Source organism: Psychrobacter pacificensis (assembly GCF_018336615.1).
In the GTDB taxonomy this organism is placed as follows: Bacteria; Pseudomonadota; Gammaproteobacteria; order Pseudomonadales; family Moraxellaceae; genus Psychrobacter; species Psychrobacter pacificensis.
The window spans coordinates 2,350,950-2,364,880 of record NZ_CP048752.1 but is presented as its reverse complement, the minus strand read 5'-3'; the positions used below and the strand labels follow the sequence as shown (position 1 = coordinate 2,364,880).

26 protein-coding genes are annotated in these 13,931 nt (G+C 42.8%); 24 read left to right on the top strand and 2 right to left on the bottom strand.

What is annotated here, in order from left to right; translation table 11 throughout:
- The first annotated feature begins 3 nt into the window (after positions 1–3).
- The 24 genes from rplB (at position 4) to rplQ (ending at position 12,148) form a co-directional block, all read left to right on the top strand.
- Entirely contained in the window at positions 4–831 is an 828-nt protein-coding gene (gene rplB / locus GYK50_RS09990; RefSeq protein ID WP_058025575.1) for a 50S ribosomal protein L2, read from the top strand.
- A 12-nt stretch (positions 832–843) separates the two neighbouring features.
- The gene (gene rpsS, locus GYK50_RS09985; protein WP_010196682.1) at positions 844–1,119 is read left to right on the top strand and encodes a 30S ribosomal protein S19; all 276 of its coding nucleotides are present in this window, start codon (positions 844–846) and stop codon (positions 1,117–1,119) included.
- A 10-nt stretch (positions 1,120–1,129) separates the two neighbouring features.
- Positions 1,130–1,459, top strand: a complete 330-nt coding sequence (gene rplV, locus GYK50_RS09980) for a 50S ribosomal protein L22 (protein ID WP_058025574.1) — start codon at positions 1,130–1,132, stop codon at positions 1,457–1,459.
- 3 nt (positions 1,460–1,462) lie between these two features.
- Complete coding sequence (rpsC, locus tag GYK50_RS09975) at positions 1,463–2,191, top strand: 30S ribosomal protein S3 (RefSeq protein WP_058025573.1); 729 nt, start codon at positions 1,463–1,465, stop codon at positions 2,189–2,191.
- A 3-nt stretch (positions 2,192–2,194) separates the two neighbouring features.
- Positions 2,195–2,608, top strand: a complete 414-nt coding sequence (gene rplP, locus GYK50_RS09970) for a 50S ribosomal protein L16 (RefSeq protein WP_025644399.1) — start codon at positions 2,195–2,197, stop codon at positions 2,606–2,608.
- Complete coding sequence (gene rpmC / locus GYK50_RS09965; RefSeq protein ID WP_025644397.1) at positions 2,608–2,805, top strand: 50S ribosomal protein L29; 198 nt, start codon at positions 2,608–2,610, stop codon at positions 2,803–2,805. The genes rplP and rpmC overlap by 1 nt, the downstream gene beginning before the upstream one ends.
- The gene (gene rpsQ, locus GYK50_RS09960; protein WP_021813375.1) at positions 2,802–3,077 is read left to right on the top strand and encodes a 30S ribosomal protein S17; all 276 of its coding nucleotides are present in this window, start codon (positions 2,802–2,804) and stop codon (positions 3,075–3,077) included. Before rpmC ends, rpsQ begins: the two co-directional genes overlap by 4 nt.
- A 183-nt stretch (positions 3,078–3,260) precedes the next feature.
- Positions 3,261–3,629: a 50S ribosomal protein L14 gene (gene rplN / locus GYK50_RS09955; RefSeq protein ID WP_010196702.1), complete on the top strand. Its 369-nt coding sequence runs from the start codon at positions 3,261–3,263 to the stop codon at positions 3,627–3,629.
- An 8-nt stretch (positions 3,630–3,637) separates the two neighbouring features.
- On the top strand, positions 3,638–3,955 hold the full coding sequence (rplX, locus tag GYK50_RS09950) for a 50S ribosomal protein L24 (RefSeq protein ID WP_058025572.1): 318 nt from the start codon (positions 3,638–3,640) through the stop codon (positions 3,953–3,955).
- 21 nt (positions 3,956–3,976) lie between these two features.
- The gene (gene rplE, locus GYK50_RS09945) at positions 3,977–4,513 is read left to right on the top strand and encodes a 50S ribosomal protein L5 (RefSeq protein ID WP_057758706.1); all 537 of its coding nucleotides are present in this window, start codon (positions 3,977–3,979) and stop codon (positions 4,511–4,513) included.
- Between the two features lie 12 nt (positions 4,514–4,525).
- Complete coding sequence (rpsN, locus tag GYK50_RS09940) at positions 4,526–4,831, top strand: 30S ribosomal protein S14 (protein ID WP_058025571.1); 306 nt, start codon at positions 4,526–4,528, stop codon at positions 4,829–4,831.
- 11 nt (positions 4,832–4,842) lie between these two features.
- Complete coding sequence (gene rpsH / locus GYK50_RS09935; protein ID WP_058025570.1) at positions 4,843–5,241, top strand: 30S ribosomal protein S8; 399 nt, start codon at positions 4,843–4,845, stop codon at positions 5,239–5,241.
- 176 nt (positions 5,242–5,417) lie between these two features.
- Positions 5,418–5,951, top strand: coding sequence for a 50S ribosomal protein L6 (gene rplF / locus GYK50_RS09930; protein ID WP_058025569.1), 534 nt, complete (start codon positions 5,418–5,420; stop codon positions 5,949–5,951).
- Positions 5,952–5,962: 11 nt separating this feature from the next.
- Positions 5,963–6,313, top strand: coding sequence for a 50S ribosomal protein L18 (rplR, locus tag GYK50_RS09925; protein WP_058025568.1), 351 nt, complete (start codon positions 5,963–5,965; stop codon positions 6,311–6,313).
- A 2-nt stretch (positions 6,314–6,315) separates the two neighbouring features.
- The gene (rpsE, locus tag GYK50_RS09920) at positions 6,316–6,831 is read left to right on the top strand and encodes a 30S ribosomal protein S5 (protein ID WP_075106935.1); all 516 of its coding nucleotides are present in this window, start codon (positions 6,316–6,318) and stop codon (positions 6,829–6,831) included.
- A gap of 20 nt (positions 6,832–6,851) precedes the next feature.
- Positions 6,852–7,031 (top strand): 50S ribosomal protein L30, encoded by a 180-nt coding sequence (gene rpmD / locus GYK50_RS09915; protein WP_071003155.1) that lies wholly within the window; start codon positions 6,852–6,854, stop codon positions 7,029–7,031.
- Positions 7,031–7,471, top strand: coding sequence for a 50S ribosomal protein L15 (gene rplO, locus GYK50_RS09910; protein WP_058025566.1), 441 nt, complete (start codon positions 7,031–7,033; stop codon positions 7,469–7,471). The genes rpmD and rplO overlap by 1 nt, the downstream gene beginning before the upstream one ends.
- A 19-nt stretch (positions 7,472–7,490) precedes the next feature.
- Positions 7,491–8,822, top strand: a complete 1,332-nt coding sequence (secY, locus tag GYK50_RS09905) for a preprotein translocase subunit SecY (protein WP_180952577.1) — start codon at positions 7,491–7,493, stop codon at positions 8,820–8,822.
- Positions 8,823–8,854: 32 nt separating this feature from the next.
- The gene (gene rpmJ, locus GYK50_RS09900) at positions 8,855–8,971 is read left to right on the top strand and encodes a 50S ribosomal protein L36 (protein ID WP_011279805.1); all 117 of its coding nucleotides are present in this window, start codon (positions 8,855–8,857) and stop codon (positions 8,969–8,971) included.
- A 252-nt stretch (positions 8,972–9,223) separates the two neighbouring features.
- Positions 9,224–9,580, top strand: a complete 357-nt coding sequence (gene rpsM / locus GYK50_RS09895) for a 30S ribosomal protein S13 (RefSeq protein WP_058025564.1) — start codon at positions 9,224–9,226, stop codon at positions 9,578–9,580.
- Positions 9,581–9,600: 20 nt separating this feature from the next.
- A complete protein-coding gene (gene rpsK, locus GYK50_RS09890; protein WP_058368279.1) occupies positions 9,601–9,990 on the top strand; it encodes a 30S ribosomal protein S11 in 390 nt (129 codons plus the stop codon).
- Between the two features lie 48 nt (positions 9,991–10,038).
- Positions 10,039–10,680, top strand: a complete 642-nt coding sequence (gene rpsD / locus GYK50_RS09885) for a 30S ribosomal protein S4 (RefSeq protein WP_068408447.1) — start codon at positions 10,039–10,041, stop codon at positions 10,678–10,680.
- A gap of 81 nt (positions 10,681–10,761) precedes the next feature.
- Positions 10,762–11,769: a DNA-directed RNA polymerase subunit alpha gene (locus tag GYK50_RS09880; RefSeq protein ID WP_068408445.1), complete on the top strand. Its 1,008-nt coding sequence runs from the start codon at positions 10,762–10,764 to the stop codon at positions 11,767–11,769.
- Between the two features lie 19 nt (positions 11,770–11,788).
- Positions 11,789–12,148, top strand: coding sequence for a 50S ribosomal protein L17 (gene rplQ / locus GYK50_RS09875; protein WP_068408443.1), 360 nt, complete (start codon positions 11,789–11,791; stop codon positions 12,146–12,148).
- A 78-nt stretch (positions 12,149–12,226) separates the two neighbouring features.
- On the opposite strand, the gene GYK50_RS09870 is transcribed toward rplQ, so the two are convergent.
- Together GYK50_RS09870 and GYK50_RS09865 are read right to left on the bottom strand one after the other, a co-directional pair.
- Positions 12,227–12,847, bottom strand: coding sequence for an L-threonylcarbamoyladenylate synthase (locus tag GYK50_RS09870; protein WP_212563827.1), 621 nt, complete (start codon positions 12,845–12,847; stop codon positions 12,227–12,229).
- Between the two features lie 232 nt (positions 12,848–13,079).
- The gene (locus GYK50_RS09865; protein ID WP_093069567.1) at positions 13,080–13,823 is read right to left on the bottom strand and encodes an elongation factor P hydroxylase; all 744 of its coding nucleotides are present in this window, start codon (positions 13,821–13,823) and stop codon (positions 13,080–13,082) included.
- Positions 13,824–13,931: the final 108 nt, after the last annotated feature.

Here is a 13,931-nt window from a genome sequence, read left to right as displayed (position 1 = left end):
CTCATGCCTATCGTAAGAGCAAAGCCAACATCACCAGGCCGTCGTTTTGTTGAAAAAGTGGTGCATCCACACCTTTATAAAGGTCGTCCTTATGCAGCGCTTCTAGAATCAAAAAGTAAGTCAGGTGGTCGTAACAATAATGGTCGTATTACTACTCGTCACATTGGCGGTGGTCATAAGCAACATTATCGCATTATCGACTTCAAACGTACTAAAGACAATATCCCAGCTGTGGTAGAGCGTATTGAATACGATCCTAACCGTACTGCACATATTGCACTACTTAAGTATGCTGATGGCGAACGTCGTTACATCATCGCTGCTAAAAAACAAGCAGTTGGCGATACAGTAATGTCAGGCGAAACATCTCCAATACGTCCAGGTAACTGCCTACCGCTAAAAAACATCCCATTGGGTACTGTGATTCATAATATCGAACTTAAAATCGGTAAAGGTGCACAGATGGCTCGTTCTGCGGGTGCTAGCGTTCAGTTATTAGGCCGTGACGGTATCTACGCTATTTTACGTCTACGTTCAGGCGAAACTCGCCGTGTACACGTAAACTGCCGTGCTGTTATTGGCGAAGTTTCTAACACTGAAAACAACTTGAAATCACTTGGTAAAGCTGGTGCTTCACGTTGGCGTGGTGTTCGTCCTTCAGTTCGTGGTGTCGCGATGAACCCGGTTGATCACCCACATGGTGGTGGTGAAGGTCGTAACAAAGGTCGCCATCCAACTAGCCCTTGGGGTCAGAAGTCTAAAGGACTTAAAACGCGTCATAATAAGCGTACTGACAACATGATCATCCGCCGCCGCGCCAAGAAGAAATAAAGGAAGAATTTCATGCCTCGTTCATTGAAAAAAGGTCCATTCATAGACGCGCACTTATTTGCTAAAGTTGAGAATGCATTAGACACCAACTCACGCAAGCCAATTAAAACTTGGTCGCGCCGCTCGATGATCCTACCGCAAATGGTTGGCCTGACTTTATCTGTCCACAACGGCCGTACTCACGTACCGGTTATCGTAAGTGAGCAGATGGTTGGTCATAAACTAGGTGAATTTGCCCCGACTCGTACGTATCGTGGTCATGGCATTGACAAAAAAGCTAAGAGATAAGGTGCTTACCATGGAAGTAACTGCAAAATTACGCGGTGCCGCCATATCGGCACAAAAAGTTAGACTCGTTGCTGATGAAGTTCGTGGCAAATCTATTGAGCGTGCTTTGGATATCCTAACGTATAGCAATAAAAAAGGCGCTATCTTTGTTAAGAAATGTCTTAACTCAGCCATCGCCAATGCCGAACATAATCACGGCCTAGATATTGACGACCTAAAAGTCGCTACTATCTATGTTGATGAAGGCATTACGCTAAAACGTATCCTACCACGTGCCAAAGGTCGCGCTGATCGTATCAGCAAGCGTACTTGTCACATCACTATAAAGGTAGGAGAATAAGTTATGGGTCAAAAAGTACATCCAATCGGAATTCGTCTTGGTGTTGTAAAAAAGCATAACGCAAACTGGTATGCTGATCCTAAACAATACTCAGAATACCTAATCAACGATATTCAAGTTCGTGAATATCTACGTAAAAAGCTAGATAACGCAATGATCAGCAACATCATGATCGAGCGTCCTACTGGCGCTGCTAAGATCACCATCGCCACTGCGCGCCCTGGTATCGTTATCGGTAAGAAAGGCGAAGATATCGAAAGACTTCAAAAAGAATTGACCAAAATTATGGGCGTACCTGCTCAGGTCAACATTGAAGAAATCACGTCACCTGATCTTGATGCACGTTTGGTAGCAGAGGGTATCGCAAGCCAGCTTGAGCGTCGTGTTATGTTCCGCCGTGCGATGAAACGCGCTGTACAGAACAGCATGCGTTCTGGTGCTAAAGGTATTAAAGTTGAGCTGTCTGGTCGTCTTGGCGGTGCTGAGATTGCTCGTAGCGAATGGTATCGTGAAGGCCGTGTGCCCTTGCATACACTTCGTGCTGATATTGACTATGCGTCAATTCGTGCAGAGACAACTTACGGCACCATCGGTGTTAAAGTTTGGATTTTCCGCGGAGAGATCCTTGACGGTATGAACAGTGTTTATAATCCCGTCAAAGAAGAGCAGACTCGTGCGCCAAAACGCCGTGGTCGCGGAAACGGAAACCGTCGAAACTCAGACAGAGGTTAAACTATGTTACAGCCAAAACGTACCAAGTTTCGTAAAATGCATAAAGGTCGTAACACTGGGCTAGCTCATCGTGGAAGCACCGTTGCATTCGGACAAATTGGTCTAAAATCATTGACGCGTGGTCGTATGACAGCCCGTCAAATCGAAGCAGCACGTCGTACCATCACTCGTAAAATCAAGCGTGGCGGTAAGATTTGGATTCGTGTATTCCCAGACAAGCCTATTACCAACAAACCATTAGAAGTACGTATGGGTAAAGGTAAAGGTCCAGTTGAGTACTGGGTATGCGAAATCAAGCCTGGTAAAGTGCTATATGAAATTGAAGGGGTATCTGAAGAGCTTGCTCGCGATGCATTAACGCTTGCTGCAGCAAAACTGCCCTTTAAAACTACCATTGTTAAGCGGACGATAATGTAATGAAGATCAGTGAATTACGTGATAAATCATTAGAAGAACTGACCCAGTTACTTGATGAAAAGCAGCTTGATGCTTTCCGTATTCGTATGGCTAAAGCAACTGGTCAGTTGGGTAATACCCATGAAGTCAGAGCAAATCGTCGTACGATTGCTCAGCTTCAGACTTTGATTAACGAGAAACAACGAGGCGACTCATGAGCGATAACAATCAAACAGCTACCAATGCTAGCGTATTGACAGGACGAGTTGTCAGCGACAAGATGGACAAGTCCATCACAGTTTTGATTGAGCGTCTGGTTCGTCATCCTTTGTATGGCAAACAGCTTCGTCGTTCTACTAAAATCAAAGCACATGATGAGAACAATGTTTGTCAACAAGGCGACCTTGTCCGTATCAAAGAAACGCGTCCAATCTCAAAAACTAAGTCTTGGACTTTAGTTGATGTGGTTGAAAAAGTAGAAAAAATCTAAGTAAATTGCATTAAAAGCCAGAAGCTGTTAAAATAGTCGCCTTTTTAAGGATGCTGATTGCGCCCGTCGCATATCACTCACATTAAGAGTAAGCTGCGGTTATTTATATTAAAATGCCGCCTTGCTCATTCTGTGCTAGCGGCAGCAACTGGTTTTTATTGCTCATACGTGTGGAGTAACGCTATGATTCAGGTTGAGTCAATGCTGGAAGTTGCAGACAATAGCGGTGCAAGGCGAGTTCAGTGCATTAAAGTACTGGGTGGTTCTCATCGTCGTTATGCATCAGTTGGCGACATTATTAAAGTAACGGTTAAAGAAGCCATTCCTCGTGGTCGTGTCAAAAAAGGCGACGTGATGAATGCAGTAGTTGTACGCACCAAAAAAGGCGTTCGTCGTCCAGATGGTTCTGTGTTACGTTTTGATGACAATGCTGCGGTATTGTTGAACCAAAACAAAGCGCCGATTGCAACTCGTATTTTTGGACCGGTAACTCGTGAACTACGTGGTGATCAGTTTATGAAGATTGTATCACTAGCACCAGAAGTATTGTGAGGTAATCCATGTCAAAATTACGTAAAGGCGATACAGTTATCGTGATTGCTGGGAAAGACAAAGGCAAGCAAGGTACTGTACAAGCTGTAAAAAACGATCGTATTAAAGTTGAAGGCGTTAATATTGTTACTAAACATCAGAAGCCAAATCAGGCGACTGGCGTTGAAGGTGGCATTCTTAAGCAAGAAGCTTTTATGCATATCTCAAATGTCGCAATCTTAAATGCGCAAACCCAAAAAGCAGACCGTATTACTTATCAGTTTGGCGAAGATGGCAAGAAACAACGCGTCTATCGTTCAAACGGTGAAGTAGTGGCGACTGCGTAAGACACTAAGGGTGTAATGGTAATGGCAAGATTAAAATCTTTATATAACGATAAATTAAAGCAGCAAATCAAAGAAGATCTTGGTTTGGACAATGTGATGCAAGTGCCTAAAATCACTAAAATCACACTTAACATGGGTGTAGGCGGCGCGTCTCAAGACAAGAAATTGCTTGAAGGTGCTGTAGCTGACATGACCGCGATTGCTGGTCAAAAACCTGTTGTCACCAAAGCGCGTAAATCAGTTGCTGGCTTTAAGATTCGTGAAGAATGGCCAATTGGCTGTAAAGTAACGCTACGCGGTGAGCAAATGTACGAATTTTTAGATCGTCTCGTTGCCATTGCAATTCCTCGTATTCGTGATTTCCGCGGTTTTTCACCTAAAGCCTTTGACGGACGTGGTAACTACTCATTGGGTATCAAAGAACAGATCGTATTCCCAGAAGTAGATTTTGACAAGATTGACCGTATCCGTGGTATGGATGTGACAATCACCACGTCAGCTCAATCTGATGAAGAAGGTCGTGCGTTGCTTAAAGCATTCGGCTTCCCATTTAAATAAGGTAAAGACGTTATGGCAAAGAAGAGCATGATTAACCGCGAATTAAAGCGCGAAAAAATGGTTGCTAAATATGCTGAAAAGCGTATCAAGCTAAAAGAAACTATCAGTGATATCAACGCATCAGACGAAGAGCGTATGGACGCGATGTTAGAGCTACAAGCTCTTCCACGCAACTCATCACCAGTACGTCTGCGTAATCGTTGTGCTATCACCGGTCGTCCTCACGGTTACTTCCGCAAGTTTGGCTTATCACGCAATATGCTGCGTGAGCGTGTCATGCAAGGCGATGTGCCTGGTGTTCGTAAAGCAAGCTGGTAAGGAGTAACTATATGAGTATGCAAGATACCGTTGGGGATATGCTAACCCGTATCCGTAACGCACAAATGGCTAACAAAGTATCGGTAGCAATGCCGAGCTCTAAATTACGTAAATCAATTGCTGATTTGCTAGTTAGCGAAGGTTATGTGGCGAGCGCTGTTGTTACTGAAGAAGAAAACAACAAAGCAACCCTTACTATTGAATTGAAATACTTCGAAGGCCGTGCGGTTATCGAAACTATTCAACGTTATAGCCGCCCTGGTCTACGCCAGTTCCGCGGTAAAGACGAAATCCCTACTGTTAAGCAAGGTATGGGTGTTGCTATCGTATCTACAAGCCAAGGTATCATGAGCGATCGTGCTGCACGCGCTGCTGGTATCGGTGGTGAAATCGTTGCATTTGTAGCGTAAGCTATACGACGATGAAGTCTATTTGATGGTGGTTAGGCTTCTATCGATTGAGTAATGTTTAATTATTTCAAATTGATAGGTGTCTAACACAGTCAACTATGCTAAACTAACACGCTTTTTAGCCTGTTAGTTTTTTCGCTAATAAAAGCAAGTTAAATTTTTTAAGGAATATTCCTATGTCTCGTGTGGCTAAAGCCCCAGTAACGCTGCCAAATGGCGTAAGCGTTACTTTGAACGATCGGCAGGTCGAAGTTAAAGGCAAGAACGGTACTATGTCTTTACACCTGCATGAATTGGTCGAGCTGAAACAGGAAGATGATGCTATCATTTTCTCACCTGCAGTCGATTCAAAAGAAGCTATGATGCACACTGGCACCATGCGCGCTCTTGTTAACAACTATGTTACTGGCGTAAATGAAGGCTTTGAAAAGCGTCTTCAATTGATTGGTGTTGGTTATCGCGCACAAGTTGCTGGTAACAAAGTAACCTTGAACGTTGGCTACTCTCATCCAGTAGAGTACACGCTACCTGAAGGTGTATCGGCTGAAACCCCAACGCAGACTGAAATTGTTTTGAAATCAAACAATAAACAGCAGCTTGGTCAAGCAGCGGCTAATATCCGTGGTTTCCGTCCACCTGAGCCTTATAAAGGTAAAGGTATTCGTTATAGTGACGAGCATGTGATTCGCAAAGAAGCTAAGAAAAAATAAGGTGAGTTGAAATGTTTGATAAAAAAGCAGCTCGTCTGCGTCGAGCTAAGAAAACACGTGCACATATCCGTCATCTAGGCGTTCATCGCTTAACGGTTAACCGCACGTCAAAACATATTTATGCCCAGATTATCTCTCCAAATGGTGGTGAAGTGATTGCTCAGGCATCTACCTTAGACAGCAGCTTGCGTTCAGGCGCGACTGGTAACGCTGATTCAGCAACGTCTGTAGGTCAAATGATCGCAGAACGTGCAAAAGCAGCTGGCATTACTAAAGTTGCCTTTGACCGTAGTGGTTTCAAATATCATGGTCGAGTTAAAGCTTTAGCAGAAGCTGCTCGCGAAAACGGATTGGAGTTTTAATCATGGCTAGAAATGATAAAAATGATAAAAATGAACAGACTGACGGTCTAGTAGAACGCTTAGTTACCGTTGATCGCGTTGCAAAAGTTGTTAAAGGTGGTCGTATTTTCTCTTTCACTGCGTTGACTGTAGTGGGTGACGGTAATGGTCGTGTTGGTTTTGGTCGTGGTAAAGCGCGTGAAGTGCCTGCTGCTATCCAAAAAGCACTAGAAGCTGCCAAACGTAATATGATTACTGTTGAGCTAAATGATGCAACTTTGTATCATCCGATCAAAGCAAGTCATGGTGCTAGTAAAGTCTACATGCAACCTGCATCTGAAGGTACTGGCGTAATCGCTGGTGGTGCAATGCGTGCTGTATTAGAAGTTGCTGGTGTCAAAGATGTTTTGACTAAATGTTATGGTTCTACCAATACTGCTAACGTTGTTCGTGCAACGTTTAACGGTTTACGTGATATGTCAACTCCAGAGAAGATGGCAGCTAAACGTGGTAAATCTGTAGACGAAATCTTGGGTTAACTTAGACTAGGTGAGTTACGATGAAAAAAATGAAAGTCACTCAATTTAAATCGGGTGCCCATCGCCTAAAGAGCCACAAAGCGAGCTTGAAAGGATTGGGTTTACGCCGTATTGGTCATAGTGTGGTCGTTGAAGATACTCCTTCAACCCGTGGTATGGTTAATCGCGTTAACTACATGGTAAAAGTGGAGGAAGCGTAATGGGTCTTAGATTAAATGAATTATCACCAGGTGTTGGCGCAAAGAAAACTGCCCAACGTCGTGGTCGTGGTATCGGTTCAGGTCTTGGTAAGACTGGTGGTCGTGGTGTAAAAGGTCAGAAATCTCGTTCAGGTTCTAGCGTTCGCTCAGGATTTGAAGGTGGTCAAATGCCTTTATATCGTCGTCTACCAAAATTTGGTTTTACCAGTAAACTGGCTATGAAGACTGCTGAAGTACGTCTTTCTGAACTGAATAAAATTGAAGGCGATGTAGTTAGTCTTGAAACACTTAAAGCTGCTAACCTTATCCGTCACGATATGAAACGTGCTCGTGTAATGCTATCAGGTGAAGTCACTAAAGCTTATACTTTTAAAGGTATCAAAGTGACTAAAGGCGCCAAGCAAGCAATCGAAGCTGCTGGTGGTAGCATCGAGGAGTAGTAACGTGTCAAAACAATCAATGTCATCGACTGGTATACCGCTCAATCCATTTGCCTTTATACGTAAGTATGATGAATTATGGACGCGTTTATTATTCTTAATCGGCGCATTGATTGTTTATCGTTTAGGGTCACATATTCCAGTACCGGGTATCAATCCGGTTAACTTGGCTGATCTGTTTTCGCGCAACGAAAATACCATTTTGAGCATGTTTAACATGTTCTCAGGTGGTGCACTAGAACGTATGTCCATCATGGCACTTGGCATCATGCCATATATTTCAGCATCTATTATCGTTCAGATGATGTCGGCGGTATTGCCATCGCTTGAAGCCCTCAAAAAAGAAGGCGAAGCGGGACGACGTAAGCTAAACAAGTACACCCGTCAAGGGACACTTGGATTAGCACTAGTACAGTCATTAGGAATGTGTGCTGGCCTTATCAGTCAGAATCTTACCTTATCTACTGGTTTGACTTTTTATATTCCAGCGGTTACCTCATTGGTAGCTGGCGCTATGTTCCTAATGTGGCTTGGTGAGCAAATTACAGAACGCGGCGTGGGTAATGGTATCTCAATGCTCATCTTTGCGAGTATTGTGGCTGGTACGCCAGGTATGATTTCGCAGTCTATCGAACAGGTCAATCAAGGGCAGATGAACTTGATTGTACTTTTTATCTTTGTATTGCTAGGCATCGCGGTGACTGCCGGTATCGTTTATATTGAACGAGCGCAGCGCCGTGTCCCAGTAAACTATGCGCAGAAGCAACAACAAGGTCGCAAAATTTATGCTCAGCAGCAGTCGCATTTGCCGCTTAAGCTAAATATGGCAGGGGTTATTCCCGCTATTTTTGCCAGCTCGTTATTGTTGTTTCCAGCAAGTTTAGGACAATGGGTTGGTCAATCGGCTGATCCTACTTTTACACAAAAGATATTACAAAATATGGCATTGGTGTTGTCTCCAGGGCAGCCGCTGTATTTGGTTCTGTTTGGCGCAATGATTATTTTCTTCTGTTACTTTTACACGGCATTGGTATTTAGTCCGCGTGAAGTTGCTGAAAACCTTAAACGTAGTGGTGCGTATATCCCAGGTATTCGCCCCGGACAACAAACTCAGCGTTACCTTGATCATGTATTAAACCGACTGACCTTTATTGGCGCGATGTATATGACGGTTATTTGTTTAATGCCAATGGTCGTGCAGTCATCGTTTGGTGTGCCGTTTCAACTTGGTGGTACGTCATTACTGATTATGGTGGTTGTGGTAATGGACTTCATTTCGCAAATCCAAGCGCATTTGATGACCCATCAATATCATGATCAGACGTTAATTCAATCGCCCACTCAACCTTAAATGAGCGGTACGATATCTCAAAGGAGTATGCTATGAAAGTTCAAGCATCAGTTAAGAAGATTTGTGGTAGCTGTAAAGTTGTGCGCCGTAAAGGCCGTGTACATGTTATTTGTACCGCAGAACCTCGCCACAAGCAACGTCAAGGTTAATATTTGATAGCATAAGTTTTTTAACTTTTGTTACTAATTAAATTAATACTTGAAAAATAACGGCGGATGGGATATCATCCGCCACTTGCCGTGTTTATGCAGAATGTCTTATAATGTTTTCGATCAATAGGCTTTTAACTAAGTCAAAAGAACGACTATCGTTATAAAGAATCTAGTATTAACAGCAACAAATCTGAAGAATAATGCCTTATTGATAAATAACGCTTATTTTTCTTTAATGGAGAGAAATCAATGGCTCGTATTGCCGGCGTAAACATTCCGGATAATAAGCATGCTGTTATTTCACTAACTTATATCTTTGGTATCGGTCGTACCACTGCTCAGAAAATCTTAGAAGCAGTTGGCATTGCCCCTACTACTAAAGTTAGCCAGTTAGATGATACACAGTTAGATGCTATCCGTGCACAAGTTGCAAATTACATGACTGAAGGTGATCTTCGTCGTGAAGTGTCGATGAATATCAAGCGCTTGGTTGATCTTGGTTGTTACCGTGGCATCCGCCATCGCCGTAACCTGCCAGTTAGAGGTCAGAACACCAAGAACAACGCTCGTACTCGTAAGGGTCCGACACGCCCTCTCAAAAGATAATTAACTTAGGAAGCTAAAAGATGGCTAAAGACACTCGTAGTCGCAAAAAAGTGACTCGTCGTTCAGTATCGGAGGGCGTTGCCCATATCCATGCGTCTTTTAATAACACCATTGTTACGATTACCGATCGTCAAGGTAATGCACTGGCTTGGGCCACTTCAGGTGGACAAGGCTTCCGTGGTTCACGTAAATCTACACCATTTGCAGCTCAGGTTGCAGCTGAAGTCGCTGGTAAAGCGGCTCAAGAATACGGTGTTAAGAATATCGACGTTTTGGTCAAAGGACCAGGACCGGGTCGTGAGTCTGCGGTAAGAGCACTTGGTGCATTGGGTTATAAAGTTAACAGCATCTCTGATGTGACCCCAATCCCACACAATGGTTGCCGTGCGCCGAAAAAGCGCCGCGTCTAATATTAAAGACGAAGCTTTTTATCATAAGAGCTTATAGGAGACATAACAATGGCCCGTTATATTGGACCAAAACTCAAATTATCACGTCGTGAAGGTACAGACTTAGGCCTTAAGTCTGGTGTTAAACCATATGACGTAAAAACGAAAAAAGCGGCTCGTCCACCTGGTCAACATGGTGTTAGCCGTAATAAGAGCTCAGAATACTCTCTACAGTTACGCGAAAAACAAAAAGTTAAGCGTATCTACGGTGTATTAGAGCGCCAGTTTGCCAACTACTATAAAGAAGCTGCTCGTAAGCGTGGCGCTACTGGTGAAAACCTGCTAGCAATGCTTGAGAGTCGCCTTGATAACGTCGTTTATCGCATGGGCTTTGGCTCAACTCGTGCTGAAGCACGTCAGCTCGTTAGCCATCGCACTGTGATGGTAAAAAAAGCTGGCCGCGATGAGTTTGTTCGTGTGAACATTCCATCAATTCAGTTGCAAGATGGTGATGTCGTCGCTATCCGTGAGAAGTCTCGCGAACAACTACGTATTAAAAACGCTATTGAACTAGCGACACAACGTGGTATTCCAGAATGGCTAGATGTTGACCACAGCAAGCTACAGGGCACGTTTAAACAAGCGCCTGATCGCATTGATCTACCTGCTGAAATCAACGAAAGCTTGATCGTTGAGCTATACTCTAAGTAAGTAACGTACTGCTCGATGTTATAACAATAGCATTGAGCAATTGACGTTAATTAAACCAGTTTAATAAATCGAGGTGACATCATGATGCTAAGTGCAACTGAGTTTCTAACGCCGAACGCCATTAACGTGGATACGGTTAATGAAACGATTGCGAAAGTCACGCTCGAACCGTTAGAACGCGGCTTTGGGCATACCTTAGGTAATGCCTTACGTCGCATCTTGTTATCTTCATTACCTGGTGCTGCAGTCATTGAAGCTGAGATTGATGGTGTTGACCATGAATACTCAACGCTTGAAGGACTACAAGAAGACGTGCTTGACTTGCTTTTGAACTTAAAAGGCTTGGCAATCACCCTTCATGACCAAAATGAAGTATTCTTGACCTTGGATAAACAAGGTCCAGGCACTATTACTGCTGCAGACATCACGTTGCCGCATAATGTCGACATTATCAATCCAGAATTGGTATTGGGTACATTAAGCGACCGTGGTCATCTTAAGATGCGTTTGCGTGTGGTAATGGGTCGTGGATATGAGCCAGCAAACCAGCGCCGTGAAGATGGCGACACTAAAGCGATTGGACGCTTAAAGCTTGATGCAAGTTTTAGTCCAGTACTGCGTGTTGCTTATCAGGTTGAGAACGCACGTGTAGAACAACGTACTGATCTTGATCGTCTTATCATCGAGCTTGAAACTAATGGCACTATAGATCCAGAAGAAGCAATTCGTAAAGCAGCCACTATTTTACAACAACAGATTTCTATCTTTGTTGACCTAGAAGCTGAAGAAGCGCCTGAGCCTGTGAAAGAAAAAGAAGAGGTTGATCCGGTGCTATTACGCCCTGTGGACGATCTTGAACTAACGGTTCGCTCAGCCAACTGCTTGAAAGCTGAAAACATTTACTATATCGGTGATTTGGTACAGCGTTCAGAGACTGAACTACTAAAAACCCCAAATCTTGGTAAGAAATCATTGACCGAAATCAAAGACGTATTAGCGTCTAAAGATTTAGAGCTCGGTATGCGCCTAGACAATTGGCCACCAGCTGACCTTCGTGTCGATGATCGCTTTTCTTATCGTAGCCGTTAAACTTTAAGGATTTTTGACTATGCGCCATCGTAAGAGTGGAGTCAAGCTGGGTCGTACCGGCAGTCATCGTAAGGCAATGTTTCAGAACATGACCAACTCATTATTTGAGCATGAACTGATCAAAACAACTTTACCAAAAGCAAAAGAATTGCGCCGTGTTGCTGAGCCATTAATCACTTTGGCTAAAGAAGACAGCGTTGCTAATCGCCGTTTGGCATTTAGCCGCATGCGTAGCAAAACTATGGTAGGCAAACTATTTGGCACGTTAGGTCCTCGTTACCAAACTCGTCCAGGTGGTTATTTGCGTATCGTAAAATGCGGTTACCGTGATGGTGACAATGCGCCAATGGCTTATGTAGAATTGGTTGATCGTGACTAATTTTATACGCTCATTGTATAATAAAAAAAGCTCCAATAATTTGGAGCTTTTTTTATGCCTTTTATTCTTAAAATTTTTTTATGGTACGAGTGAGCTGACGTCAGCAGCACCTTGTCTGATGATTTCGGACTGATTAGTGGTCATATCGACGATAGTAGTCAGTTTGGTGGTTTTGATACCAGCATTAATGAGACCATCTATTTGATTACCGAGTAACTCTTCAATCTCAAATGGATCATCCAATATCTCATCTCGATGCGGCAATATGAGTGAACTGGTCAATATAGGTTCATCCATCGCTGCTAGCAATGCTTGCGCAATAGGATTGCTTGGCACGCGAATACCAATGGTTTTTTTCTTAGGATGCGCCAACTTCTTAGGTACATCTTTGGTGGCGTTTAAGATAAAGGTAATCGGTGCCGGTGTATGGGCTTTTAGCTGTTTAAATTGCACATTGTCTACCGTGGCATAGTTGGCAATTTCACTTAAATCGCGACATAACAAGGTAAATTGATGCTTATCATCAAGCTCACGGATATGTTTTAATTTTTCTAGCGCGTCTTTAGCGCCTAAGCGGCAGCCAAACGCATAACTGGTATCGGTAGGATAGATAACTAATTGATCATTACGTAATAAATCCGCTGCTTGTTCGATAAGCCGCGGTTGTGGGTTGTCCGGATGAATGTAAAATACTTGCATGATTTTTCCTTATTTTTTAATTATTGGTTTTTAATTGAGACAATTTTTTCATTAATTAGATGTAGTTCAATCATTAGACATATTAAAAAAGTTATTTTAAAAATTAAGAAAATCTGTATTTTTAACATACTACTTTAGTTATCAGTATAGCTTAAAGCAAATATAAGTTTAGTGGCAAGGCGTTACCAACCGTAGAAAATCGTTAATAAGTAGGAACACTTAGTAATTTGAATTAAGCGTTGATTTCAGATGAAGGAGTACAAACGCTAATTAAAGCAGTCAGTAAAGTCTTAGCGTCACGCGGCAGAGTATAAGGTTTGGCTATATAGCTTTCTACTTGCTGATAGACATCATTAGCAAAGGTACTACTGCTAGTGTCGAAGTCGGCAAACAAGTTATCTTGTGAGACTTGGAAGTTTCGACCACACGCTAAGGTGAATAAACATTCTAATGCCTGTGGTTTGATCTCTACGCGCTCAAATGCTTGCTGCTGAGCTTCTGTCCTACCGTCTGGAGCATACCAGTAGCCAAAGTCAGGTAATTGTCTACGAGCGTCACCAGCCAGGCACCAATGACTCAGCTCGTGCAGGGCACTGGCAAAAAATCCATGAGCGAATTCAATTCTGGCAGGCTCATTGTCTTGAGCAGGGAAATACTCTGGCTCACCCTCACTACGAACCAATATCACTTGCTGGTTAGTAAATAAAGTATTAAATAGCTGTATGAGCCAATCAGTGGCTAATCGTTCGCTATCAATTATCAACCCTGCTGAGTAAGTATTGTCAGGCTGAGTAGTAGATAACTTTTGCCACTGACTTCTCCATTCTCTTAAATACTCATCTTCATCGAGGCACAGTCTATTGCTAAGAGCATTTTCAGTATGACGATCTAGTTGAGTAAGATATTGCAGCAACGAACTTGCTGTAGCAGGAGAAAGTAAATCAGAAAAATTAATTTTATTATCAGGTAGATTCATAGAGAAGACATTGACTTAATAAATATTAAAGACAAAAAATTTTAGGTAAAAAAGTAAGTAGTAAAAAAGCTTGAACATATTTGCTATCAAAAAATCTTAACATACTAG

Excerpts from the sequence above, each read along its gene's own strand:
- rplB (WP_058025575.1), top strand. The coding sequence starts at position 4 with ATGCCTATCGTAAGAGCAAAGCCAACATCACCAGGCCGTCGTTTTGTT.
- rpsS (WP_010196682.1), top strand. The coding sequence starts at position 844 with ATGCCTCGTTCATTGAAAAAAGGTCCATTCATAGACGCGCACTTATTT.
- rplV (WP_058025574.1), top strand. The coding sequence starts at position 1,130 with ATGGAAGTAACTGCAAAATTACGCGGTGCCGCCATATCGGCACAAAAA.
- rpsC (WP_058025573.1), top strand. The coding sequence starts at position 1,463 with ATGGGTCAAAAAGTACATCCAATCGGAATTCGTCTTGGTGTTGTAAAA.
- rplP (WP_025644399.1), top strand. The coding sequence starts at position 2,195 with ATGTTACAGCCAAAACGTACCAAGTTTCGTAAAATGCATAAAGGTCGT.
- rpmC (WP_025644397.1), top strand. The coding sequence starts at position 2,608 with ATGAAGATCAGTGAATTACGTGATAAATCATTAGAAGAACTGACCCAG.
- rpsQ (WP_021813375.1), top strand. The coding sequence starts at position 2,802 with ATGAGCGATAACAATCAAACAGCTACCAATGCTAGCGTATTGACAGGA.
- rplN (WP_010196702.1), top strand. The coding sequence starts at position 3,261 with ATGATTCAGGTTGAGTCAATGCTGGAAGTTGCAGACAATAGCGGTGCA.
- rplX (WP_058025572.1), top strand. The coding sequence starts at position 3,638 with ATGTCAAAATTACGTAAAGGCGATACAGTTATCGTGATTGCTGGGAAA.
- rplE (WP_057758706.1), top strand. The coding sequence starts at position 3,977 with ATGGCAAGATTAAAATCTTTATATAACGATAAATTAAAGCAGCAAATC.
- rpsN (WP_058025571.1), top strand. The coding sequence starts at position 4,526 with ATGGCAAAGAAGAGCATGATTAACCGCGAATTAAAGCGCGAAAAAATG.
- rpsH (WP_058025570.1), top strand. The coding sequence starts at position 4,843 with ATGAGTATGCAAGATACCGTTGGGGATATGCTAACCCGTATCCGTAAC.
- rplF (WP_058025569.1), top strand. The coding sequence starts at position 5,418 with ATGTCTCGTGTGGCTAAAGCCCCAGTAACGCTGCCAAATGGCGTAAGC.
- rplR (WP_058025568.1), top strand. The coding sequence starts at position 5,963 with ATGTTTGATAAAAAAGCAGCTCGTCTGCGTCGAGCTAAGAAAACACGT.
- rpsE (WP_075106935.1), top strand. The coding sequence starts at position 6,316 with ATGGCTAGAAATGATAAAAATGATAAAAATGAACAGACTGACGGTCTA.
- rpmD (WP_071003155.1), top strand. The coding sequence starts at position 6,852 with ATGAAAAAAATGAAAGTCACTCAATTTAAATCGGGTGCCCATCGCCTA.
- rplO (WP_058025566.1), top strand. The coding sequence starts at position 7,031 with ATGGGTCTTAGATTAAATGAATTATCACCAGGTGTTGGCGCAAAGAAA.
- secY (WP_180952577.1), top strand. The coding sequence starts at position 7,491 with ATGTCATCGACTGGTATACCGCTCAATCCATTTGCCTTTATACGTAAG.
- rpmJ (WP_011279805.1), top strand. The coding sequence starts at position 8,855 with ATGAAAGTTCAAGCATCAGTTAAGAAGATTTGTGGTAGCTGTAAAGTT.
- rpsM (WP_058025564.1), top strand. The coding sequence starts at position 9,224 with ATGGCTCGTATTGCCGGCGTAAACATTCCGGATAATAAGCATGCTGTT.
- rpsK (WP_058368279.1), top strand. The coding sequence starts at position 9,601 with ATGGCTAAAGACACTCGTAGTCGCAAAAAAGTGACTCGTCGTTCAGTA.
- rpsD (WP_068408447.1), top strand. The coding sequence starts at position 10,039 with ATGGCCCGTTATATTGGACCAAAACTCAAATTATCACGTCGTGAAGGT.
- GYK50_RS09880 (WP_068408445.1), top strand. The coding sequence starts at position 10,762 with ATGATGCTAAGTGCAACTGAGTTTCTAACGCCGAACGCCATTAACGTG.
- rplQ (WP_068408443.1), top strand. The coding sequence starts at position 11,789 with ATGCGCCATCGTAAGAGTGGAGTCAAGCTGGGTCGTACCGGCAGTCAT.
- GYK50_RS09870 (WP_212563827.1), bottom strand. The coding sequence starts at position 12,847 with ATGCAAGTATTTTACATTCATCCGGACAACCCACAACCGCGGCTTATC.
- GYK50_RS09865 (WP_093069567.1), bottom strand. The coding sequence starts at position 13,823 with ATGAATCTACCTGATAATAAAATTAATTTTTCTGATTTACTTTCTCCT.